This window comes from Thioclava sp. NS-SX20, assembly GCF_057380695.1.
Window position 1 is genome coordinate 87,781 of record NZ_JBXXRY010000002.1, and the last position, 23,348, is coordinate 111,128.

The window sequence follows — 23,348 nt, forward strand, 5'->3', positions numbered from 1 at the left end:
CGCTTTCTTCTGATTGGTAGAGCCCCGATTTAAAATGTGATCTTTCAGGGCGAAGTAGCGCGGGGGGAGCCCGCTACACCAAGGGGAGGATGACATGAAAGCCGCTAATCTCTTGCTGGGTCTGATGATGGGATCCGGACTGGCCGTCACCGCACAGGCCGACGAAATGAAATTTGCCAATTTTATGCCTGCAGGGCATCCTTATGTGGCATCGACCTTCCAACCCTTTGCCGATCAGGTGGCGCAGGCCACCAAAGGCGATGTGACCGTCAAGCTGTATTCCGGCGGCGAACTGGGGGCAGGCCCTGCCGAGCAATATGGCCGTGTCGTGGACGGGGTGGCGGAATTCGCGGTCTCGCTTCCGGGCTATACCGCCTCGCAATTCCCGCTGACGCTGACCGCCGAACTGCCCGGACTGCTGGACGAGAAGACCGGCACGCAGGAGCTGAGCGCCCATCTCGACCTGTTCGCCAAGGAATACCGGCGCGCGCATCTGGTGGCGCTGTGGTCCAATGCCGAAAACATCCTGTTCACCGTGAAAAAGCCCGTTCATAGCCCTGCAGATCTAAAAGGGCTGAAGATCCGCGTGCCGTCGCGCAATACCGGCCGACTGGTCGAGGCATGGGGGGGCACGCCGGTCTCGATGCCGGTGTCCGAAATCTATAACAGCCTGCAGACCGGCGTGATCGACGGGGCGATGATCGATGGCACGGGGATCAATGCCTTCAAGCTGTCCGAGGTCACGAATTACATCACGATGGGCATGGAAACGACCATCTCGCCCTTCTTTATCCTGATGAACCGCGACGCCTATGCCGATCTCAGCGAGGCCGACCAGAAGGCCATCGATGCGGCAGGGCTGGAGGCGGCGAAGAACGGCCATGACAGCCAGCTTGCCGTTGCCAGCAAGGGGATCGCGGATTTCGCCGCCCTGCCCGGCAAGCAGGTGATCCATCTCACCCCCGAGGAAGCGTCCGCCTTTGACAGGCTGTCGGACGGGCTGGTGAAAACCATCGCGAAAGAAGAGGGCAAGGACGCCCAGCATATCGTTGACGTGCTTTCGGCGCAGTAACCGTGATGGAACCTGTATCTCGCCCGCTCTGGCTACAGATCTTCGACCGCGCCAATCTGGTTCTGGTGACCTTGGCAGGGGCCTTCCTGATGGTGGTGCTGGGACTGGTCTTTGTGGGGGTGTTTGCACGCTATGTCTTCAATGCCCCCATCCTTGGCATCAATGAGGTGGTGCAACTGGCCTCGGCGGCGGTGGTCATGTTGGCCCTGCCCTATTGCACCTCCTATTCGGGCCATGTCAGCGTGGATGTGCTGGACGGGGTCATCGGCGCGTGGGGGCGCTTTCTGGGCGATATCGTCTCGCGCGTGCTGTCGTCTTTCGTGCTGTATATCCTGTGCACACGGGCCATCGCCAAGGCGGTGGATGCGTGGGACTACGAAGACACCACCAATATGCTGGGCCTGCCGCTTTGGCCGTTCTACGCGATCATCGCGGCGGGCGTGGCGCTGTGTATCGTGGTGATGGCCCTGCAAGCCATTGTTATTATGATTGAAAAGGTGCGCGCATGACCGATCTCTCTGTTGGCCTGCTGGGCATTGGCGGGCTCTTCCTGCTGATGATCTTCCGCACTCCGGTGGCGTTCGCCATGCTGATCGTGGGCTATTTCGGGCTATGGCAGCTTGAGGGCAGCCGCACGGCGGGTGCCGTCACCCTGACCGAGACCTATTCGGCGGTGACCAATTATAACCTGATCGTGGTGCCCATGTTCATCTTACTGGGCAATATCTCCTCGGTCGCCGGATTCTCGCGCGCCTTGTATGATGCGGCCTTCGCATGGGTCGGGCGGTTCAGGGGCGGTCTGGCCTCGGCCTCGGTGCTGGGCTGCGCGGTGTTCTCGGCGGTGTCGGGCTCATCTGTGGCCACGGCGGTGACCATCGGCAAAGTGGCGCTGCCGGAGATGAAACGGCTGGGCTATGGCGATGCGCTCTCGACGGGGTCCATCGCCGCAGGCGGCACGCTGGGCTTCCTGATCCCGCCCTCGACCGGCTTCGTGCTCTATGCCATCCTGACGGAAGAATCCATTGGCCGCCTGTTCATGGCGGGAATCTTGCCGGGACTGCTGCTGATGGGCCTTTTCATCGGCACGATTGCCATCATCGCGACACTCTCCCCCGAAACCGGCCCGCGCGGCGCTCGGGTGCCGCTGACACGGCGTCTGGCCCTGCTGGGGCGGGCGATGCCGCTTCTATCGATCATCGGCATTTCCATTGGCGGGATCTATGCGGGGATCTTCACGCCGGTCGAGGCCTCTGCCATCGGAGCGGGGCTGGTGACCCTGCTGGCCTTCGTGATGCGGGCCATCAGCCTGCGCACCTTCCGCGATGCCCTCTTCGAGACACTGAAGACATCGGCCATGCTCTATATGGTCGTGATCGGGGCCAATGTCCTCAACCCGTTTCTGGCGGTCACCCATATCCCCGAAACGCTGGGCCATGCGCTGGTATCGATGGAGATCGGCCCCTATGGCACGCTGGCGCTGATCCTGCTGGGCTATATCGTGCTGGGCATGTTTCTGGACGGGCTGTCGATGCTGGTGGTCACCATTCCGATCGTCTTTCCGGTCATCGTCCAGCTCGGGTTCGATCCGGTCTGGTTCGGGGTCGTGGCGGTGATCGTGATCGAAATGGGGATGATCACCCCGCCGGTCGGGCTGAACGTCTTTGTGGTCAAGGGGGTCGCAACCGACGTACCGATGGCCACCGTTTTCAAGGGGGTCACGCCGTTCCTGATGGCGATGGTGCTGGGGCTTTTGCTGATCATCCTGTTCCCGCAGATCGCCCTGATCGTGCCCAATTCGATGTTCGGGCAATAACGGCGGCCTGTTCGTTCCGAACCAGGGCGCGGCACCGGAACACGACCGGTGCCGCGCCTTTTTCTGTGCGGGTGAATCAGCCCCGCCGGTAGCGACAGGACCTGTAAGGCCTCGGAAAAGGTGCCCATCTGCTGTGCAATTCCCCGCAGGCCGCAAATGGCGCGACACAAAATAGCGCGATCAAAGCGTGATCCATCCCGTATCTTTCGCACTCGGGATGCGTTTTGATATCTTGAGCAAAGATACAATAAGCCAGCCAATAACACTCTTGATGTTAGCGCAAAATCACTACAATCAGCAGGCAAGGCAAGGTTTTTCACGTCTTTCGCGCGCACGCGTGATCTCCTGAACGCGGATGGCATCGGGCAGATCCTGCAAGGGCCGCGGCGCCGACAGACGCGAAACCTGACCCAAACGAGAAAGGTACACTCATGATTTCCTCATTGTATGAGAGGACAGGACACGAGGCCGATGGGGCGGCTTCCGGTCGTCTGACGCGCAGGCGTCTTCTGGGAAGCGCAACCGCCATGCTGGCCGCTGCGGCAATGCCGGCGGCGGTCGGGGCTGCGGTGACACAGCCGCTTGATGCAGACGGGTTTACCCGCCTGTCGCAACTGCTGACCGGCCGCGAGACCCTGTCGCCTGTGGTGGGCGCGCGCGCCCTTGCCGCGTTGTCGCAAGACGATGACGCTTTCGCCGCCCAGGCCGCCGAGCTTGCACAGGCCATCGAGGCCGCCGGTTTTTCGGATATGCGGCAGTTCAACAGCTTTGCCGAGGCCAATCCGGCGCTGCGTCCGGTGGCAATGAAGATCATCTCTGCATGGTATCTGGGCTATACCGGAACCCCGTCGATGAACACCACCAAAGACGATGCCCAGTTCGTATCCTATGCGGAAGCTCTGATGTACGAGCCCACCCGCGATGCAACGGTGATCCCCAGCTGGTCGCGCGGCCATTCCAATTACTGGAAAAACCCGCCCGCCTTCATGACTGGCAAGTAACAAGTTTTCGAAAGCAACCCAAATGGCAACTGAATTTGACGCCGACGTTATCGTCGTCGGCTCCGGTGCTCTAGGCAGCAATGCGGCATATGAACTCGCAAGTCGCGGCAAATCCGTGATCATGCTGGAGGCCGGCGAATGGATCCCGCGCTGGAAAGTGGTCGAGAATTTCCGCGCCTCGCCGCGCAAAGGCAACCATAACGACCCCTATCCGAACGCCCCTTGGGCGCATACCTCCTTTGACGGGGACTATCTTGAAAACACCGGCAGCTTCGAATTCAAGCCCGGGATGCTCAAGCTGGTGGGCGGCACCACATGGCACTGGGCGGCGGCCACATGGCGCTATATCCCCAATGACATGAAGCTGAAGACGCTCTATGGCGTGGGCCGCGACTGGCCGATGGACTATGACGAGCTGGAGCCGTGGTATACCAAGGCCGAATACAATCTGGGTGTGGCCGGTTCCGATACCGAGGACCAGTCGGGCCGCGGGGGCGATAGCGCCTACCCGCCCCGCTCGAAACCCTATCCGGTGCCGCCCGAGGCCGAAACCTATTACTTCCAGCGTCTGAAGGCGCGGATCGGGGCCGAAGGCTATAACTTCCTGCATGAGCCCAATGGCCGGACCAACCAGCCGTGGGACGGGCGTCCGGCCTGTTCGGGCAACAATAACTGCATGCCCGTCTGCCCCATCGGGGCGATGTATTCGGGCGATGTCCATGCTCGCCATGCACAGAAGGCCGGGGCCAAGATCCTGACCGATGCCACCGCCTACAAGCTGGAAAAAGGCGAGGGCGGCAAGATTGCGGCGGTGCATTACCGCTCGTCCAAGGGCGATGACGTGCGCTTGACGGCCAAGTATTTCATCATTGCCTGCCACGGTCTGGAAACGCCGAAGCTGCTGCTGCTGTCGGATGTGGCCAACAGCTCGGATCAGGTCGGGCGCAACCTGATGGACCATAGCGGCATGGGGCTGCAATTCCTCGCCGATGAACAGCTCTGGCCGGGCCGCGGTCAGGTGCAACAAGGCGGCATTTTCAACCTGCGCGACGGCGATTTCCGCCGCGAGCATTCCGCCGTCAAACATGCGCTGACCAATACCGTGCCCAACCGCGCCATTGCCGAGCGCCTTCTTAAGCAAGGGGTCGTCGGGCCGGAGCTGGACGAGCGTATCCGCGACATGGCCGCACGTTGGGTGGATGTCTCGACCGTGTTCGAGATGCTGCCGCATCCGGAAAACCGCGTGACACCGTCGCAGAAGAAGGATGCTTTGGGCATTCCGGGACTGAGCGTGCATTATGACGTGGATGATTACGTCAAGGCGGGCGCGGTCAAGGCCAAGGAGAACTTCGCCGATTTCGTCCGCATCATGAATGGCGAGGTCATCGAGGATGATACCGGGTTCCAGAACCGCGACCATATCATGGGCACCGTCATCATGGGCGACGATCCGAAGGACTCGGTCGTGAACCACGAATGCCGCACATGGGATCACCCGAACCTCTTCATGGCCACGACCGGCGTCATTCCGGCCTCGGGTGTCATCAACCCGACCCTGCCCGGCGTCGCACTGGCGCTGCGTTCGGCCGACATCATCGCGCGGGAGATCTGATCATGCGTTACAGTCTTGTTCTGCCCCTTGTTCTGGCAGGGGCGCTGCCCGCCGCAGCCGACGGTCTTTATACCGGCGGTCCGGACGCCACGCCCGATCTGGTGCAGCGGATTGCCGACGACAGCACGCTGGGCACGGAGGCGCTTCTGTCACCGGAGGGCGATCTGATCGCGCAGGGTCGCTATATCGCGACCGCAGCCGATTGCGCTGCCTGTCACACCGCACCGGGTGGCAAGGATATGGCGGGCGGCTATGCGATCGCCTCTCCGATGGGAGCGATCATCGCCTCCAATATCACGCCCTCGAAAGAGTTCGGGATCGGCAACTGGTCCGAAGAGCAATTTGCCAAGGCGCTGCGTCAGGGCGTCGCGCCGGACGGGCATCTCTATCCGGCCATGCCCTATACCGCCTATGCGGGCATGACCGATGCGGATGTGCACGCGCTCTACAGCTATCTGATGCAACAGGTGCAGCCGGTTGATGTCGCGCCTGCGCAGCAGACACAGCTTGGCTTCCCCTATGACCAGCGCTGGCTGATGGCGGGCTGGAACCTGATGTTTGCCGGCGGCACACCGGCACAGGCCGCCGATGTCGCACCGGGTGCCGAGGGGCGCGGGGCCTATCTGGTCAATGTGCTGGGGCACTGCCAGACCTGCCATACCCCGCGCAACCTGCTGATGGGCGAGACCTCTTCGGCCTATCTGGGCGGGGCGGATCTGAATGGCTGGCACGCCCCCAATATCACCTCCGACAAGATCTCGGGGATCGGCGGCTGGAGCAAGGACGAGATCGTGTCCTACCTGCGCAGCGGGGCCGCACATGGCAAGGCACAGGCGGGCGGCGCAATGGCCGAAGCCGTCGGGAAAAGCTTCCGTCACCTTTCGGATGCCGATCTCGAGGCGATTGCGGGCTATCTGAAAACCGTGCCGGCCATCCATGCCGAGGGCCAGACCATTCCCTCTTATGGCGTGACCAAGGCGGCAGATGTGCAGATGATGGCCTTTGATGCGCCCATCGATCACGCGCCGCGGGCTATGGCCGATGGCAGCTCGACCGACGGGGCCGAGATCTATGCGGGCGCCTGCTCGAGCTGCCACCAGCTGGACGGCGCAGGTACCGCAGACCAGTTCTACCCCTCGCTGAGTGCCAATTCGGCAACGGGCGGGCTGTCGGCGGCCAATCTTGTGATGGCCGTGGCCAATGGCATCCATCGCGAGACCAATGGCTATACCGTCTCGATGCCCGCCTTTGGCGACACGCTCAGCGATCCGCAGATCGCGGCGGTCTCGAACTATGTCCTGACCAGCTTCGGCAACAAGGATCTCAGCGTTACCGCACGGGATGTGGCCCAGATGAAAGCCGGTGGTCCCACGCCTTGGCTGCTGCGCGCCACACCTTGGTTGCTGGGCGGGGCCGTGCTTGTTCTGGTGCTGCTTCTGGCGGCTCTGATCCGTGTGATCCGCCGCAAACGCTAACGGGTCTGCGGGCCTCCGGTCATCGCCGGAGGCCACGCGCTCCCCAAAAACACAAGCCCGAACGCGCAGGACAAACGGCGCGTTCGAGCTTTTTCATAGGCAGTCCCATACGCCTTTGGCAGGTCCGGAGGGCGTTTGCGAAAACTCTGCACAAGCACCCTGCCCGAAGACCGCGCGATGTGCAAACCGCCCTCCTGCCCGCCATGACGGGGCAAGAAGGCTCTTTGTGTCCAAATGCCGGAAGGCCCGCAAACGGCGCCTGCCTCACGCTCAGGCAGCGATCGCCCAGCCCGCAGCCGCCAGCACCTGCCGGATGAACGGCCCGACAGACCCCCACCAATACCACGTCGCCAAAGCGGTGATCGCCCAGCCCAAGGCCAGCGCACCGATATCACCGATCGGGTCCCATGCCTGATAGCGCCGCAGAAGCTTGGCGCGGAACGGATAGACGCACAGCACCACGCCGACCGGCGCGAAGATCGCCCCCAGCAGGCCGAACCACGCCACGCCCACCAGCAAAAACACCAGTTGCAGCGCGGCAGACAGCGAGGTCAGGAAGAAGTGGTTGCGGCTGTCGCCTTTCGACAGATAGGCCCCGTCATACATCGACACAGAGATCTGTGCCGCCATAGAGAACCCCATCAGCACCACGATCGGACCGGCCTTGATGTATCGCTCGTCATACATCACGCCGATCAGCCCGACCCCGCCCAACGAGATCGCGCAGGCCAGACAGAGCGTGAACAGCCGTGTCAGCCGCCGCGCCCGATGGACCTTGCGGCGGTTCTCTGCGGATTGATCCATCGGAAAACGGCGATAGAGCGGAAATATCACCTTGCCGCCCGCCTGCTGCGCCAGCAGAAGCGGGATGCTGGCCACCGTATAGGCAATCGTGTAGATCCCCAGATCGCCCAGCGGAATATGCGCCCCCAGAATGGCACGGTCGCTCTGGTTGACGATGAAACCGGCAATCGAGCTGAGAAAGATGAACTTGCCGAAACGGATCAGCTCCTGCGCGGCGGGTTTGTCCCAATGGAAGCGGTTCGCAGGGCCCTTGAGCATGACATGCTGCGCCGAGACCTTGAACACCGCGGCGCAGACCCCGCCAATCACCAGCGCCCAGACATCGCGCCAGATGAACGTCAGCACGACCGTCACGATCAGCCCTGCAAATTGCGCGGCCAGCTCGGTCATCACCTGCACACCAATCTGCAGGTTCCGGTTGGCCACGGCGATCTTGGTGGTGGTGAAGCCCGTGATCACCGCCGTCAGGGCCGCGACCGGCATCAGCTCCATCAGGCGCGGCTCGTGGTAAAGCTGGGCGGCAGGCCATGCCAGAGTGCAGGCAATGGCCCAAAGCAGCACCCCGCGCAGGATCTGCACGGTCCAGGCGGTGTTCAGGAACTCGGGCTCTTCCCCGCGTTTGTTCTGGATGATCGAGGCGTTGATCCCCAGATCGGAAAACATCTGCAGGCCGGTCAGGAACACCTGCACCAACGCCATAAGGCCGAACGCTTCCGGATAGAGAAGCCGCGTCAGGATCAGGTTCGAGCCAAGCCGCAGCACATTCTGCCCGCCGAACCCGACAACCACAAAAGCCGAAGACCGCATCGACCGCGCCTTGACGCTATCGCCCCGGATGAGCTCTCCGATTTTGCCGCGCATGGATATTCCTTTTCATGGTCCCCGCAATTTCCGGGGGCTGCCGTTCTGAAATCTTGGTAAGCTTTTCATCCGCTTTCACGGCGGGGACAAGGCCTGCCGCGCGCCCGATCACCCTTGCGCAGCGTCAAATACGTAAACAAAAGCCTCTGCCGGTGGTAGATCGGCGATATTCAGCCTCAATTTTCCGCTTTTGTCGGAAACAAGGTCCGGTTGTGGCTCCGCCACCAGCTTCGCCTCGGGGGCCAGATAGTTGCTGGCCCGATATCCACCCTCCATCCGGTAGCGCGTCACCTTGGGGCCGGTGCCTGCGGGCAGATCCACCGTCAGGGCCAGATGGCCATCCTGACCTTTCGGGATCTGCGGCAGCAGGCGCGAGGTCACCACCACCACCAGACGCGACCCGCGGCGCAGCGCATAGGCCCCGACCATCGGCACATCCTCACGTGCGGCCCGCCGCGCCATTTTGGGGATATCCATGCGGGGCAGGTCCGTGCCACGCACCTCCAGCATCTGCGCCCCCCCGGCCTCCGGCCCCTCCAGCACCAGCCGGTTGATCAGGGCCAGCCAGTCCCATGACGGATAGGCCTGCCCGCCATGATCCCAGCGCGCATGCGACGACCATGTGCGCCCTTCGCCGAAGGTGAAGAAATTCTGCACCTTATAGCCATCCGCAGCCTGCAGCAGAAACGCATCCAGCGTCGCAGTGCCCGCCACCACCCCTTTCATCGCCAGTTCCTGCTGGGCGGCCTGATCGGCACTGACCTTCCGCCCGTTCAGCCCGTTGATCGTATAGCCCGGCCCGGCCTCATAGGTCCCCAGAGCCAAGGGCCGTTTCCGTCCGCGGTCCAGCTGGCGCAGATCCTTCCCGTAGCGCTGCGCATTCGGCCCCCCCATCTGTGGCCCGAAACTGAGAATGGTCGCGAAATTGGCATCATTCGGGCGGACCACGCCCTCGCCCTGATCCCAACCGCCGATATATTCGGCATGGGTCAGCTCGGCGCTATGCGGCGAATGCGCGGCGGCATCCGGCCCGTAATCGCTGCCATTGAACCCGCCCAGCACAGGGATCAGCTCGGGTTCCAGCGCGGCCCAATAGGGGCTCTGGCGCAGGATGGACAGCACATATTCCTGATAAAGCCCGTAGACATCGCCATTGGAATACTGCGCACCGGTTGTGGCATCGCGCATCTTCGGAAAGGTCCAGGGCGCAAAAAGCCGGTTCCATGTCTCGTTGCCCAATTCCAGCCGGATATGCGGGAAACTGTCGGTCCACGGGGCCGGATGGCCTTGGGCTGCGCGCTTGTCTGCCATCGGGCCCGCGCCCTCCGGCCCTGCCAGATATTCCGCCAGCCCCAGCCATTCCGCGCGGGACAGATGCGGTTCGATCTGGAGCCAGGGCGACATGCCCGCCGCCGCAATCCCCTTGAGGCTCTGGTCCAGTGTCGCCGTTCCGGGCAGATTGCTGGACCCGCCGGTATTGGTCAGTTGCGCCAGATCATAGCTATCGCGCCCCGTGCGCACCAAAGCATGGGTGCGCAGATCCGACATGCCCGACAGCTTCAGACGCGCCAGATCTTCGGGGCTCCAGTCCAGAAAGCCCGCATCGGTGGCATAGATCCGTAGATTGTCCAGATCGACAGCCCCCTGCCCCGAAAGTTCCAGCTGGATCGCGCCGGGCTTGTCGCCCTGATAGATGCGGTCGGGGCGGAACTCGACGCTATAGCGCGTCCAGCCATCCTTGATCTGCAATGCGGCGGGCAGGCCCGTCACGCCCAGCTTGGCCAGCGGCCCCTGCAGGACAAATCGCGCCTTCACCCCCGGATCGGCACGCATCCAGACTTCGGCGCGATAGGTCTTTTCGGGGTTGAGCACCGGATAGAACGCCTGCCCCGCACCGGAATGGTTGTAATTGCCCAAAGCGGTTTTGCCGCCCGCAAGATCAAGGTGCAGATAGCTCTGGCCGCCAGCGCCTGCCGCCATACCGGCGGGCTGCTTGCCATCCCACATACGCAGAGACCACGGCTGGCGACCCTCCCATAAGGCCCGCCCGATCCCGTTTGGCGCAAGCAGACGACGGGCGGGCCAAGAGGTCCATTCGGCATCGGTGACAAGCGCATCGCGCCCGCGCCCCGCAAGATTGGCACGCACGATCACCAGATCTCCGGCCTTCACCGAGGCCCCTGCCTTGTCAAAGACCAGCGCATAGCCCTTCTGGGCCTCGGGGGCCGTGTCCGAGCTTTCGATCACATAGCCTGTCGCGCCGCTCTGGGCCGCCCAGCTGAGCTGCGCCAGACCGGAGGCGGTCAGCCGCGCCGCCAGACGCGGTGCCGAAAGCCGTGACGCATGATCCATGCGCAGGTCCGCCTTGGCCAGTTGGGGACGCGGTGCCTTGCCTGCAGTTTTGGGCACATTCACCACCGCGACATTGGACGGCTCCGACAGGCGCCCCGCCGCATCCACCGCACGCAGCCGGAAATATCGCGCCGATCCGGGACGGGCGTCCTGTCCCAGATCCAGTTGCACACTGGTCTGCGTGCCGCGCAGCATCCGTCCCTCCGCCAGCGGCAGGAACCCGCTGGCATGGAACCCGCCCTGCGCCACATGCCCCAGCCGCACCGAGCGGAACTGGCCGTTCTCGATCCGCAGCACTTCAAGCTCGGCCCCGTCCAGCGCCCCGTCACGCAGGAGGCCATTGGCCGAAATCTTGGCGGGGTCCGCACTCACCCGATCCGTGGCATCCTGTGTTGCCGTCAACATGGTGCGGTAGATCGTGGGTTCGAACCCCATCGGTGCCAGATCCGCGCCATTGCCGAAATCGCCCACCGTCGCGGTAAAGGGGTGCAGATCCTGCTGCAGCACCTGCGGGCTTACCGTGATCTCCGGTCCGGCATGGACCGCCCCCGCCGGAACACTCCCCGCCAGAACGCCGCCCGCCAGCAGCCCGCCCAGCGAAACGGCCCCGAGAGCCAGATGCCGGAGGCCATACCAGACCCGCCCGCCATCAGGCAGACGGGGCATACGGGAAAAACCGGACAGGGAAAGGCGCGACAGGATCATGGGGTATTCCAGAAAGCAGAGCGAAAGAGCGACAAACAAAAAGCACATAGGACCGGTCGGCAGAGCAACAAGACCGCTTGCCTCCCCGCCTGCAAAGGTCACAGCTTTCCACGCGTCCGCGCGATTGTAAACGCGCAAAGGGTGCGGTTTCCCGCACCCTCACCCGCCGTTGATCGCCCTTGATAAGACCGCCTGATCCGGTCAGAGCACGGCGCAAAGCCGCCCTCTTCGCGCTATTCGAAAATCCAGTCGGCATCTTCGAGGCTGCATCCCGCAAACAGGATCGAATCCGTGCCGTTGCTCAGCAAAAGCCCCTCATCCGTCTCGCTCAGAGCCGAGGCAAGATCGGAAACGCCTTCCATGAAATCGCGCAGGATCAGGATATCCTCATCGGTGAAATCGGTGATGGTATCCTGCCCCGTGCCCTGATCGAAGATGAACTGGTCCACCCCCGCACCGCCGGTCAGCAGATCATCGCCCGTGCCGCCCACCAGACCGTCGGCACCGTCGCCGCCCAACAGGGTGTCATTGCCCCCGCCGCCCTGTATCCAGTCGTTATCAGCGCCGCCATCCACAAAGTCATTGCCGTCGGACGTGTTGATCGTGTCGTTGCCCGCCCCGCCATAGACCACATCATCGGCACTGCGCATGTTGAAGCTATCCGCCCCCTGCGAACCGATGACCTGATCCACATCCAAAGCCACATCCCCCAGCATCTGCGCGGTGATCAACGCGCTGCTGGTCAGGGCCACCTTGCCGGAATCAAGGCTGTTTTCATTGGTCGTCCAGTAGCTGATCCCGAATTCCTGCCCGTCCACCGTCGCGGTACTGCCCCTTTCGGCGTAGAAATAGTTCTGCGAATCCTGCAACCCCAATTCCTTGCCAAGCGCGCTATAGCGGTTGATCGCGCTGATCGACTGCCCTTCGGTGAGATCCGACAGATCCAGAATATTTTCCGTGGCCACCACTTCGGTCTCGTCAGCCAGCGGTTCGTTGACTGCGGTCGATCCGGCCTCCTCGACAAGCGCTGCAGCCACCAGATCCGGCTCTGCGGCGGCAATCTCGACATCCAGACCCACGACAGTATCGTCGAACTGCAATTCCTCGACATCGCGGATGTAGTCCAGCCCGTCGGCCCCCTCGACCAGATAGACGCCGTCGCCCTCGGCGGTGATGGTGTAATCGGCAAAGTTCCCCGACAGGATCAGACGGTCCGTGCCTTCCCCGCCATTGATGCCGTCATTGCCCGCGCCGCCCACAAATGTGTCATCGCCATCGCCGCCAATCAGGTAATCCTCCTGATCGGTGCCGATCAGAATGTCGTCCTCGGCGGTGCCGCGGGCCACGATCCCCTGCAGATATTGCGTGCCGCCGGTGGCTTCCCACCATGTATCGCTGATCTCGTTCAGTTCGGTCAGCAGATCGGCGCGTTCATTGCTGTCGGAGAGGTTGGCATAAAGCCCCCAAGAGCCATAGGCCGTCACCGTCGAGGCTTCCTGATACTGCATGAAGGGCCCGTCGGACACGGCGGACCACAGGTCGAACGCGGTCTGATACATCTCGGCCATTTCCGGCGTGCGCACCAGTTCGGCCATGAAATCGATCAGGAGGGTCCGCTCGTCGGCGCTCAGCCCCGTGGTCGAGAACCAGCTGAACAGATGCTGCCCGCCCTCATAGGCCACAAGTTCCAGCCCCGCATCATGGGCAAGCTCGGCCTGCTTGGCCCAAGCCGCTGCCAGCGTCGGGATCGAATAGCTTTGTGACGGGTCCATCGTCAGCGCGACGATATAATCGATCGCCGCCTGCGTGCCCTGCGTCTGCAGCAAATCCAGCACCGCGGTGCGCCCCGCAGTGGTCTGCAGCGGGTTGGTGCCGAAGTAATTGGTGATCGCGAATTCCTCGAACAGCTCGGACGGATCGACATAGGCATCCGGCTCGTTCTCGGCCCAGGCCGAGGCCTCCAGCAAGCGGGCCGTGCGCCATGTGTTATTGGCCTGACCGGACAGCACATTGACCAGACGGTCATCGGCCTCCTCGCCAAAGACCTCCTCCCAGATCTGCGCCACCTGACTGGCCATCTTCACATAATAGGCATCCTTGGCTTCCTGCCCGGTCAGCCCCCATTCGGACAGGGCCTGCTCGGCCAGCCACGCATTGACGGCGTAATCGGTGTTCCAGGCCTCGTTCGAATATTCCACCCGCACCACCAGATCCGGATCGAGATTGTCGCGCACATATTCCGCAAAGGCGCGGATATAGCTCTCATCCGCCAGATAGGGGATGGAAAACCACGGGTCCGCCCCGACCTCATTGGCCAGCCGCACCATATCCTCCAGCGAGGCATCGGTGGTCAGCCCGCGCTCGTCGGTGGAAATCTTGAGATCCTCCACCGTGACCGCCGTCGAGCTGTTGGTGTTGAGCCAGTCCATGAAGCGCAACTGGCGGGCATCGTCGATCAGGTTGATCCAGTCGGGGTTATAGACCGCCCCTGCCTGAAACAGATCATAATCCTCCTCGGCCACCACAGTAACATCACGGATGTAATCGCCCGTGCCTTCGGGGTCGGTCTCGGTGATGGTCAGGGTCCAGCTGTTTCCGGACACATTCTCGAAGACGATCTTGCCATCCTCGTTCGACAGGATCGTCACATCGCCCTGAAGTTTCAGCGTCCCCTCGCCCTCGTATTCCACGATATAGACGCCGGCCCGTTGCTCGGCCAGGGCCGCATCCGCCGTCGAGGAGGTGGTCCAGTCGAACACCGTACCGATCCCGTCCGCCCCTTCGGGAATTTCCGTAGGCCAGCCGTTCTCGTCGAAAATACCGGCCTCGATCGCCTCAGACAGGCTACCTCCACCCCAGACACCGTCTTCATGGACAAGCCATTGCCGCATCATCTTCATCTGATCGAGAAACTGCGAGGCAGAATTCCAATCGGTGATACGCGACAAATTGAAAGCCAGTGTCGGATTATCATTTCCGGTCGCGGAAATGGTCGAATAGCTCGTCATCGGGCAGGCCCTTTCTGGTCTCGGAACAAGGAGTGGTTTCAAAATCCGTGAGACGCAGGCGCACCGGTGGAGATACGTCTACGTGAGAACAGGCTGCATGCGCGCGGCGCTAAAGCCGCGTCATGTTCGTGGCGATTATTGGGCGGATCGCGACAATTAATCCAAACTATGCGCGTATTTTCTGCAATGTGGATATGTCTTTTGCATCCTCAGGTTGTGCGCCGCAACCGAGTAGATATTACGCAAAAGCCAATAAAAAAAGGGCCATGCCGCGACGGCATGACCCCCTTTTTTGCGTTTCCCATCATCAGCCCATATGGGCAGATACGCGTTCCATAACCGAAGGCACCAGATCCTGCGCCGCTTGGGCGGTTCCGGCCTGGGCATAGATGCGGAATTCGGGCGCATTCCCCGAGGGCCGCAGATGCACGACAGCGCCCGAGGTGAAATTCACCCGAAGCCCGTCGGTCAGGTCGATATCGGCAATCGGGCCTTCGGGCGCGAAGAAGGCGGCTCGCGCCTGCATATCGGTGCTCAACCGGCTCAGGAATGCCCCCGCCTTGTCACGGTCGATATCCTGCAAGCGGTCTGCGGCGGTAAAGCAGGGCGGCAGCGCCGCAACCAGCGCCGCCAGAGACAGGCCCGCCGCACGCGCGGCAATCAACGGCACAACGATCGGCAACAGGCTGTCACGCGTCATCAGCGGCGCAAGCGGCTGGCGCTGCTGTGCCTCGAACCCCAGAAGGAAGCCACCATTGGCTTCAAAACCACATATTTTCGCCTGCGGGTCCCGATCACGTGCGGCCTCCATGCCCGCAATCACGAAGGGCGAACCGATCTTGGTCAGATGCACCTGACGGAATTCGGGGATCTGGCGCACCATGTCATTCGACGATACGGGCGTGACGATCACCTCGGCGCCCAGATAGCGCGCGCTCAGCACGCCCAGAATATCGCCCGGCACGACATTGCCCGCCGCGTCGGTCAGCATCGGACGGTCGGCATCGCCATCGGTCGAGATCACCGCATCCAGCCCGTACTCGCTGCACCATTGCGCCAACTGGTGGCGGGTCCCGGGGTCCACGGCCTCGGTATCGACGGGAATGAAAACATCGGAGTTGGCAAGCGGCACGATCTCGGCCCCCAGCCCCGCCATCACGGCCTCCATGACATCCCGCGCCACCGAGGAATGCCGGTAGACACCGACGCGCAGCCCCGCCAGCGCCTGCGCGCCGAAGCCCTGCACATAGCGCGCGATATAGGCGGCACCGGCATCGGGGGCCGGACGCGCCTGCCCGCCGCTGCCCTGCGGCTTGTGCCCCGCCGCGCGGGCTGCCTTGATCGCGGCCTCGTCGGCTTTGGAAATCTCGCCTTCGGGGATGTAGAATTTCAGCCCGTTGCGATCTGCCGGAATATGGCTGCCAGTGACCATCACGGCGGCACAGCCCGCCGCCATCGAGGCCATCGCCAGAGACGGCGTGGGCTGCGCCCCGCAATCCACCGTATCCATGCCCACCGCCTGTGCGGCAGCAATGACGGCGGCGGCAATCTCGGGCGAGGACGGGCGCAGGTCACGCCCGACATAAAGCGCGCGTCCCTGCGGACAGGCCACAAGAAACGCTTCGATATAGGACGCCACAAGATCGGGCGTCAGCTCCGTCACAAGGCCACGCAGGCCTGACGTACCAAAAGCGGGTGCCATCCTCGTTCCTTAATCCGCGTGGAAGAGATCGCGCGTGAAGATCTTGGCCTCGACATCGCTGATATCATCCGTGATCCGGTTGGCCACGATCACATCCGCCTCGCGTTTGAAGGCCGCCAGATCATTGACGACGCGCGAACGGTAGAATTCGGGCTCGTTCAGCACGGGCTCATAGACGATGACCTCGACGCCCTTGGCCTTCAGCCGCTTCATGATGCCCTGGATCGAGGACTGGCGGAAATTGTCCGACCCCGCCTTCATCACCAGACGGTAGATACCCACGACTTTCGGGCCGCGCATCAGGATCTGGTCCGACAGGAAGTCCTTGCGCGTGCGGTTGGCATCCACGATGGCGCGGATTAGGTTCTGCGGCACCTGATTGTAATTGGCCAGAAGCTGCTTGGTGTCTTTCGGCAGGCAATAGCCGCCATAGCCGAAGGAGGGGTTGTTGTAATGGCTGCCGATCCGCGGGTCGAGACCGATGCCTTCGATGATCTGGCGGCTGTCCATGCCCCCCGCCATCGCATAGCTGTCAAGCTCGTTGAAATAGGCCACCCGCATCGCAAGATAGGTATTGGCGAAAAGCTTGATCGCCTCGGCCTCGGTCGGACCGGTGAACATGACCGGCACGTCCTTCTTGATCGCGCCGCCCAGCAGCAGGTCCGCGAAGATCTTGGCGCGCTCGCTCTCTTCGCCCACGATGATCCGCGAGGGGTAGAGATTGTCGTAAAGCGCGCGGCCCTCCCGCAGGAATTCCGGCGAGAAGATCACCTGCTGGGTGTCCAGCTCTTCGCGGATATCCTGCACATAGCCCACCGGAATCGTGGATTTCACCACGATGGTCGCCGTCTTGTTGACCGCGATCACCTGCTTGATCACCGAATTGACCGAAGAGGTATCGAAATAGTTCGACTTGGTGTCATAATTGGTGGGCGTCGCGATGATCACATAATCCGCCCCCTCATAGGCCGGACCTGCCTCGGTCGTGGCCACCAGATCCAGATCCTTGTTGGCCAGATAGTCTTCCAGCTCGCGATCCTCGATCGGGGATTTCTTGTTATTGACCATCTCCACGCGGCGGGCATCCACATCGACTGCCACCACCGCGTTGTTCTGCGCCAGAAGCACAGCATTCGACAGGCCTACATACCCAAGGCCAGCAACAACAATTTTCATCCGGATTATCCTTTTTCACCCTGCCCGCGGGAATAAATATCCTCGTAGCGCACAATATCATCCTCGCCGACATACGAGCCGGTCTGCACCTCGATCAACACCATCGGCACCTTGCCCGGGTTTTCCATACGGTGCACCGATCCCAAGGGGATATAGACCGACTGGTTCTCGGTGACGAGGGTCACTTCGTCATCAATCGTCACCCGCGCGGTGCCTTCGACCACGATCCAGTGCTCGGAGCGGTGGAAATGGCTTTGCAGGCTAAGCGCCGCCCCCGGATGGACATGGATACGCTTCACCTGAAAACGCGCGCCCACCACAAGGCTTTCGAACCAGCCCCACGGGCGATGGTCCTTCGGGAAATGCGTCGCCTGCTGCGATTTCTTGGCCTTGAGCGCATCCACCGCCTTTTTCACATCCTGCGCGCAGCTCATATCGGCCACCAGCACGGCGTCATTCATCGCGACCGCCATGATGTTCTTCAGGCCGATGCCCACGACTTCCAGACGGTCGCTATCGGAACGCAGCAAGCTGTCCTCGCAGTCGATCGCGGTGGCCGCCCCCGAGAGCCCGACCCCGTTCTCGTCGCGCGCCCCTTCGCGCCAGACGGCATCCCAGCCGCCCAGATCCGACCAGCCCGCCGAGAACGGCACGACCGATAGGTTTCCGGCTTTTTCCATCACCGCATAGTCGATGGAAATATCCTTGGCCCCCGCCCAAGCGGTCGGGTCCAGCCGCAGGAAGCCCAGATCGGGCTGCGCCTCGGTCACCGATGCCTGTACCGGCGGGATCAGATCGGGGGCATGGGTTTCGAAAGCGGCAATGATATCCGCCGCGCGGAACAGGAAGATGCCCGCATTCCAAAGATAGGTGCCTGCGGCCAGCATCTCGGCGGCGCGGGCGGCATCGGGCTTTTCGACAAAGCGCTTGAGCGCGACAGGATCGGTGCCGGATGGCGTGCCGGTCAGCTCCAGATACCCATAGCCGGTTTCGGGGCGGTCGGGCGTGATGCCGAAGGTCACCAGATTGCCCTGCGCAACCGCCGCAAGCCCCGCCTCGACGGCGGCGCGGAAGCTGTCCCCGTCGGGGATGACGTGATCGGAGGGCGAGACCAGCAGGATCGCCTGCGGGTCCTTGGCCTGCGCATGAAGCGCCGCCGCCAGCACGGCGGGGGCGGTATTGCGCCCCTCGGGCTCGATCATGATCGCGCCCGGATCAATGCCTGCCTCGGCAAGCTGCTCGGTCACGATGAAACGGAAATCGGAATTGGTCAGCACCACGGGCGCTGCGAAATCCATAGTCCCGACCGCACCGACCATCCGCTTTGCGGAAGACTGGAACAGGGTTTCTTCCCCGACCAGTGGCACGAATTGCTTGGGGTAGGATTTACGTGATAGCGGCCACAGCCGCGTCCCCGACCCTCCCGCTAGAATAACGGGAGTGATCTTTTGACGGGAAAAGACAGTCATGAGAAAGTCCTTGGATAAACTCAGGCTTTTGGCCAAGAAACCCCACCTTGCGAGAAATGCCAAGAGCACTCGCCCGAAAGAGGATGAAAAAACCGTAGGGTAAAATGGTATTTGCGGGGTTTGCAGCCGCTTTCGGTGCCGTTTTGCTTATAGAACGGCCCCGATGCGCCAAGATCCGCCGCGTGATGCCCAACAGACGGGCAGTGCCCGAATGACAGCCCCGCCACAAAACCGTAAGTTGAATCACCTGCGCCCTCCCCGACGAACGGGACAGGCCGCGTGTGCCGCCACGTCAGCGCGAGGGAAGCTCCTGTTCGGACGTGCCAGAGGCGGGGGCGGTATGTGCCAGAACGGTCGGGCGATGTCTGGAGGGCCCCTTGCCCGTCATCAGAAGCCGTGCCACCGGCACATGCCGTGCCATATGTTGCAGCAGCCATGCGGTCACAAAAGACAGCGGATAATTCAGCAAGAACAGGAACAGGAACACACGGTCGTTATCGGTGATCCCGAGATGGTCGAGAAGTCGCATATAAAGGATCGTCACGATCCAATGCGAGCAGAACATGAAGAACATGTAGGGCTCGCACCGTCCCAGCAGATGCGACACGGCAGGTTTCGTGGCCAGCGACAGGCAGACCCGCCACATCAGCATCGAAATCGCCAGACGGTGCAGGATGTCGCTCAGGGTTTGCGGCAGATAGCTGCGCCCCGTCCACAGATCCAGAAGATGTGCCGCATAGACGATCCCGATCAGCCAGAATGCAGGACGCGGCGGGGCCTTGGCAAATAGCGAGATCGCGACGCCAAAGAGAAAGAAAATGAAGATGCGGGATTTGATGAAGATCGGCAGCATCGGCAGATGCAGGTTATTCACCCCCCATGCGGCCACGTAGACCGCCAGCAGCACCCCCAGAAGCAAGGCCGGCGCATGTTTGCCCAACGGCCAAAGCGCCAGCAAGACAACATTGCAGACCAGAAGATCGCGCAGGAAATACAAGGGTGTATTGGCGGGCATCTCGGTCAGGGCGGTGAACCAGCTGATGCGTTGCAGCCAGTCTGTCTGTGCCAGAGCCGCCTGTAAAGCCGCAGGGCTATAGGCCAGAAGCAGGACGAAACTGACAGAACACCAGAACAGCAGCGGAATGCCCAGCCGCGCCAGTTTGGAACGCAGGATCTTGGTGCGGGCGCGGCCCGAGGACATCGCCTGCGTGACCAGAAACCCCGAAACGATACTGAGCAGCGGGACGCTGGCACGGCCGAATTCATCCAGCACCAACCAGATCAGCCCATGCTCGAGCCGCGTCAGCGGCAGGGCAAGAAGCGTATTGATCCCCGGTGCGAAATGGATCCCGATCATCAGGGTGATACAGAGCACCCGCGCCAAACGGATCGCAAACGAAGAAGTCGTGTCAAGATGGGCCATGAAACCTGTGGGATCCGTTAAAATGGACAACGTGGGCGGGAAGAGTTCAACAATATGCTCGGGAGCACAAATAACAGCCCCGACATTAACCATTCTGCCACGGCTTGCCCATGCCCTTCCATACCCAAATGCGATATTTCCGGAACGGCATTTCCCTCCTTGGTTGCAAATGCGCAAAAACTGCCCATGCGCCCATCCCCGACGCGCGCTGCGGGATTGCACCGCCGGAGCGCGACGCTTTCTTATGCTTCGGGCGTTCCAGGTCCAGGCGATGGCGGCGCGCGCCATCAGGACAACAGCCGCAAGTCATCTTGCGGCTGTTGCGTGTCTTCACACTATCGCTTCGCGGTTATGCCGCCGCATCGTCGCCCTGCGCCGCAAGGATCAGGATCTCGACGCGATACTCCTCTGTCGCCAGCCGTGCCTCGCCGCAGGCGCGTGCGGGCGGATGCTCGGGGTCGATCCAAGCATCCCAGACCGCATTCATATCGGCAAAATCGGCCATATCCGCCAACCAGATCTGGGCTGACAGAATGCGGGATTTCGAGCTGCCCGACTGCCCGAGCAGGGTCTCGACACGGGCCAGCATATCAGCGGTCTGGGCGGCCACTGTGGCCCCTTCGCCCACCTGCCCCGCCAGCCAGACCAGACCGTTGTAAATGACGGCCTCGCTCATGCGGGGGCCGGGCTCAAGACGTGTAATCGGGGGAAACATGATTATCCTTTGGGAAGTGACGGAGAAAACTGCATGAGGCTGAGGATCTCGAACAGCATCTGGGCCGCGTTCTGCGCGGTATTCGTGGTGCTGTCATAGGCCGGAGCCACCTCGACGACATCCGCACCGACGATATTGGCCCCCTTGAGGCCCCGCAGCAGACGCAGCACTTCGCGCGGGGTCAGGCCACCAACCTCCGGCGTCCCTGTTCCGGGGGCGAATGCCGGATCGAGACTGTCGATGTCGAAACTCAGATAGGTCGGGCCGGTGCCGATCACCGCGCGGGCACGGGCGATGATGTCGGGCAGCGATGCCTCGGTGATTTCCTGTGCGGGAATGACCGTCATGCCCGACAGGGTCGAGAATTCCCAGATATATCCCGCCGCCCCGCGAATACCGATCTGGATGGTCCGCTCCGGGTCCAGAACCCCTTCCAGGACGGCATTGCGGAACGGGCCGCCATGATGGAACTTCTCGCCCTCATAGGCCCCGCCCGTATCGCAATGCGCATCGATATGGATCATCCCCACAGGGCGTTCCCGCCCGATGGCCCGCAAGACCGGCAGGCTGACCGAGTGATCCCCCCCGACCCCCAGCGGCAAGGCCCCCGACGCGACAATCCCCGCCACGAATGCCTCGATATCCTCATGGCTCCGCGTCAGGTCGAAGCGGCTGCGGAAGGGCACATCCCCGATATCGGCCACCGCCATCTCGTGCACGGGCGCGCAGACCAGCGCATCGTTATAGGGGCCTATCCGCTCGATCGCGCGCAGCGCGCGCGGACCGAAACGTGCGCCATTGCGATTGGTCACGCCCAGATCCATCGGCATCCCGTAAAGCGCGACCTGAAGCCCCTCGGCGCTTCCATCCGCCCGTGCGGGGGCATCCAGCAAGGTCGGCAGGCCGGCATAGGGCGCGGTGCGGCGCCCCTGCGGATCAAAGATCTGCGCCGCAATCCGGCGGAAATCCGGATCGACCATCTCGCCGCCATTCGTATTGCAGAACTGCTGGCGCAGCTTTGCAAGTTTTTCGTCATTCCACATGGGTCCATTCCGGCAAACTGTCTTTATGCGGCCTATCCTAGCGGCGGCAAAAGTTTCTTAAACTTGCAAGAATCAAACATAAGTTGCATATTCATGCACGTCATTGCGCAGGAGAACTCATGGCACGGCGACGCAAGGTCTTTTCGGGGCAGATCAGTGATGTCGACATCCGGCTGATGCGCGTCTTCCGCACGGTGATCGAATGTGGCGGCCTGTCGGCAGCCCAGACCGAACTGGGGGTCGGGCGCTCGACGATCTCGCGCCAGATCGCGGATCTGGAAACGCGGCTTGGGTTGCGGCTGTGCCATCGGGGACGGGCGGGGTTCAGCCTGACACAGGCGGGGCGGCAGGTGCTGGACTATGTGGACCGCTTCCTGAAATCCGCCGATGACTTCAGCGCCAATATCGCCGCGATGGGAGACCGTCTGGTGGGACGGCTGGAAATCGGCCTGATGGATTTTGCGCTGACCGACGAGGCCAATCCGCTGCTTGGGGCCATCAAGACCTGTCGCGCCGATGCGCCCGGCCTGACCGTGAATATCACGGTCGGCACACCCGCCGAAATCGAGCGCGGGGTGCTGGATGGCCGCCTGCATCTTGGGGTCGTGCCGGATTACCACCGGACACCGGGGCTGCAATGCCACCCGCTTTACGATGAACCGGTGGGGCTATTTTGCGGCGGGGACCATCCGCTGGCGCAGGCGCTGGATCGGGGCGCGCCGCTGTCAGAGCGCGAGATCCGCGCACATGCACTGGTCTATCGCGGCTATTTCGAAAGCGATCTGCTGCGTCAGCGCAAACTGGCCTTTCCGCAAGGCAGCACCGCCTATCAGACCGAGGCGGTGATGGGGCTGATCCAAAGCGGGATCTATATCGGGTTCCTGCCCGTTCACTGCCAGCGGCATCTGCACGGGCGCAGCCACGAACTGCTGCCGGAACTTTTCCGCTACAGCACGCCGATCCATGCAATCTGGCGCAGCGATCGGGAACAATCGGCCACCTTATCGGATTTCCTGCCGCTTTTTCTGGGCTGATCGCGCACCGTTCGCGCGCACCCATGCCGTCTCAGCCGCCCGCTCGGGCCGGAGACACCGCTCCGGCCTATGGCGGCGGGGCC

General features: G+C 62.3%; 16 protein-coding genes. 7 read left to right on the forward strand and 9 right to left on the reverse strand.

From position 1 onward, the window contains the following. The first annotated feature begins 94 nt into the window (after positions 1-94). From AC2ISB_RS14105 to AC2ISB_RS14130, 6 genes are all read left to right on the forward strand, one after another. Positions 95-1,072 carry a TRAP transporter substrate-binding protein gene (locus tag AC2ISB_RS14105; protein WP_330629336.1) on the forward strand — a complete coding sequence of 326 codons (978 nt, stop codon included), beginning with the start codon at positions 95-97 and terminating at the stop codon, positions 1,070-1,072. Positions 1,073-1,077: 5 nt separating this feature from the next. After that, positions 1,078-1,581 (forward strand): TRAP transporter small permease, encoded by a 504-nt coding sequence (locus tag AC2ISB_RS14110; RefSeq protein ID WP_330629337.1) that lies wholly within the window; start codon positions 1,078-1,080, stop codon positions 1,579-1,581. Further along, a complete protein-coding gene (locus AC2ISB_RS14115; RefSeq protein ID WP_330629338.1) occupies positions 1,578-2,885 on the forward strand; it encodes a TRAP transporter large permease in 1,308 nt (435 codons plus the stop codon). Before AC2ISB_RS14110 ends, AC2ISB_RS14115 begins: the two co-directional genes overlap by 4 nt. Positions 2,886-3,316: 431 nt before the next feature. Further along, positions 3,317-3,886 (forward strand): sugar dehydrogenase complex small subunit, encoded by a 570-nt coding sequence (locus AC2ISB_RS14120; RefSeq protein WP_406721708.1) that lies wholly within the window; start codon positions 3,317-3,319, stop codon positions 3,884-3,886. Positions 3,887-3,908: 22 nt separating this feature from the next. Beyond that, positions 3,909-5,498 (forward strand): GMC family oxidoreductase, encoded by a 1,590-nt coding sequence (locus AC2ISB_RS14125; RefSeq protein WP_330629340.1) that lies wholly within the window; start codon positions 3,909-3,911, stop codon positions 5,496-5,498. A gap of 2 nt (positions 5,499-5,500) precedes the next feature. Beyond that, positions 5,501-6,973 (forward strand): c-type cytochrome, encoded by a 1,473-nt coding sequence (locus AC2ISB_RS14130; protein WP_486576973.1) that lies wholly within the window; start codon positions 5,501-5,503, stop codon positions 6,971-6,973. A 270-nt stretch (positions 6,974-7,243) separates the two neighbouring features. Here AC2ISB_RS14130 and AC2ISB_RS14135 read toward each other — a convergent pair whose 3' ends face one another. The 9 genes from AC2ISB_RS14135 to speB all read right to left on the reverse strand — a co-directional run bounded on the left by AC2ISB_RS14135 (position 7,244) and on the right by speB (position 22,231). Further along, a complete protein-coding gene (locus AC2ISB_RS14135; RefSeq protein ID WP_330629342.1) occupies positions 7,244-8,638 on the reverse strand; it encodes an oligosaccharide flippase family protein in 1,395 nt (464 codons plus the stop codon). 108 nt (positions 8,639-8,746) lie between these two features. Further along, complete coding sequence (locus AC2ISB_RS14140; RefSeq protein WP_486576974.1) at positions 8,747-11,695, reverse strand: hypothetical protein; 2,949 nt, start codon at positions 11,693-11,695, stop codon at positions 8,747-8,749. Positions 11,696-11,928: 233 nt separating this feature from the next. Continuing rightward, positions 11,929-14,703 carry a calcium-binding protein gene (locus AC2ISB_RS14145; RefSeq protein WP_486576975.1) on the reverse strand — a complete coding sequence of 925 codons (2,775 nt, stop codon included), beginning with the start codon at positions 14,701-14,703 and terminating at the stop codon, positions 11,929-11,931. 307 nt (positions 14,704-15,010) lie between these two features. Next, positions 15,011-16,405: a phosphohexomutase domain-containing protein gene (locus AC2ISB_RS14150; RefSeq protein WP_486576976.1), complete on the reverse strand. Its 1,395-nt coding sequence runs from the start codon at positions 16,403-16,405 to the stop codon at positions 15,011-15,013. Positions 16,406-16,414: 9 nt separating this feature from the next. After that, positions 16,415-17,581, reverse strand: coding sequence for a nucleotide sugar dehydrogenase (locus tag AC2ISB_RS14155; protein ID WP_330629346.1), 1,167 nt, complete (start codon positions 17,579-17,581; stop codon positions 16,415-16,417). A gap of 5 nt (positions 17,582-17,586) precedes the next feature. Continuing rightward, positions 17,587-19,050: a mannose-1-phosphate guanylyltransferase/mannose-6-phosphate isomerase gene (locus AC2ISB_RS14160; RefSeq protein WP_330629347.1), complete on the reverse strand. Its 1,464-nt coding sequence runs from the start codon at positions 19,048-19,050 to the stop codon at positions 17,587-17,589. Positions 19,051-19,342: 292 nt separating this feature from the next. Next, positions 19,343-20,473: an acyltransferase family protein gene (locus tag AC2ISB_RS14165; RefSeq protein ID WP_486576978.1), complete on the reverse strand. Its 1,131-nt coding sequence runs from the start codon at positions 20,471-20,473 to the stop codon at positions 19,343-19,345. A 349-nt stretch (positions 20,474-20,822) separates the two neighbouring features. Further along, on the reverse strand, positions 20,823-21,188 hold the full coding sequence (locus tag AC2ISB_RS14170) for a RidA family protein (protein ID WP_339109891.1): 366 nt from the start codon (positions 21,186-21,188) through the stop codon (positions 20,823-20,825). A gap of 2 nt (positions 21,189-21,190) precedes the next feature. Further along, positions 21,191-22,231, reverse strand: a complete 1,041-nt coding sequence (gene speB / locus AC2ISB_RS14175) for an agmatinase (RefSeq protein ID WP_330629350.1) — start codon at positions 22,229-22,231, stop codon at positions 21,191-21,193. A 119-nt stretch (positions 22,232-22,350) separates the two neighbouring features. Here speB and AC2ISB_RS14180 point away from each other — a divergent pair, with 119 nt between their 5' ends. Next, positions 22,351-23,265 (forward strand): LysR family transcriptional regulator, encoded by a 915-nt coding sequence (locus tag AC2ISB_RS14180; RefSeq protein WP_341485954.1) that lies wholly within the window; start codon positions 22,351-22,353, stop codon positions 23,263-23,265. Positions 23,266-23,348: the final 83 nt, after the last annotated feature.

Excerpts from the sequence above, each read along its gene's own strand:
- speB (WP_330629350.1), bottom strand. The coding sequence starts at position 22,231 with ATGTGGAATGACGAAAAACTTGCAAAGCTGCGCCAGCAGTTCTGCAAT.
- AC2ISB_RS14180 (WP_341485954.1), top strand. The coding sequence starts at position 22,351 with ATGGCACGGCGACGCAAGGTCTTTTCGGGGCAGATCAGTGATGTCGAC.
- AC2ISB_RS14115 (WP_330629338.1), top strand. The coding sequence starts at position 1,578 with ATGACCGATCTCTCTGTTGGCCTGCTGGGCATTGGCGGGCTCTTCCTG.
- AC2ISB_RS14145 (WP_486576975.1), bottom strand. The coding sequence starts at position 14,703 with ATGACGAGCTATTCGACCATTTCCGCGACCGGAAATGATAATCCGACA.
- AC2ISB_RS14165 (WP_486576978.1), bottom strand. The coding sequence starts at position 20,473 with ATGGCCCATCTTGACACGACTTCTTCGTTTGCGATCCGTTTGGCGCGG.
- AC2ISB_RS14160 (WP_330629347.1), bottom strand. The coding sequence starts at position 19,050 with ATGACTGTCTTTTCCCGTCAAAAGATCACTCCCGTTATTCTAGCGGGA.
- AC2ISB_RS14125 (WP_330629340.1), top strand. The coding sequence starts at position 3,909 with ATGGCAACTGAATTTGACGCCGACGTTATCGTCGTCGGCTCCGGTGCT.
- AC2ISB_RS14170 (WP_339109891.1), bottom strand. The coding sequence starts at position 21,188 with ATGTTTCCCCCGATTACACGTCTTGAGCCCGGCCCCCGCATGAGCGAG.
- AC2ISB_RS14150 (WP_486576976.1), bottom strand. The coding sequence starts at position 16,405 with ATGGCACCCGCTTTTGGTACGTCAGGCCTGCGTGGCCTTGTGACGGAG.
- AC2ISB_RS14110 (WP_330629337.1), top strand. The coding sequence starts at position 1,078 with ATGGAACCTGTATCTCGCCCGCTCTGGCTACAGATCTTCGACCGCGCC.
- AC2ISB_RS14130 (WP_486576973.1), top strand. The coding sequence starts at position 5,501 with ATGCGTTACAGTCTTGTTCTGCCCCTTGTTCTGGCAGGGGCGCTGCCC.
- AC2ISB_RS14135 (WP_330629342.1), bottom strand. The coding sequence starts at position 8,638 with ATGCGCGGCAAAATCGGAGAGCTCATCCGGGGCGATAGCGTCAAGGCG.
- AC2ISB_RS14140 (WP_486576974.1), bottom strand. The coding sequence starts at position 11,695 with ATGATCCTGTCGCGCCTTTCCCTGTCCGGTTTTTCCCGTATGCCCCGT.
- AC2ISB_RS14120 (WP_406721708.1), top strand. The coding sequence starts at position 3,317 with ATGATTTCCTCATTGTATGAGAGGACAGGACACGAGGCCGATGGGGCG.
- AC2ISB_RS14105 (WP_330629336.1), top strand. The coding sequence starts at position 95 with ATGAAAGCCGCTAATCTCTTGCTGGGTCTGATGATGGGATCCGGACTG.
- AC2ISB_RS14155 (WP_330629346.1), bottom strand. The coding sequence starts at position 17,581 with ATGAAAATTGTTGTTGCTGGCCTTGGGTATGTAGGCCTGTCGAATGCT.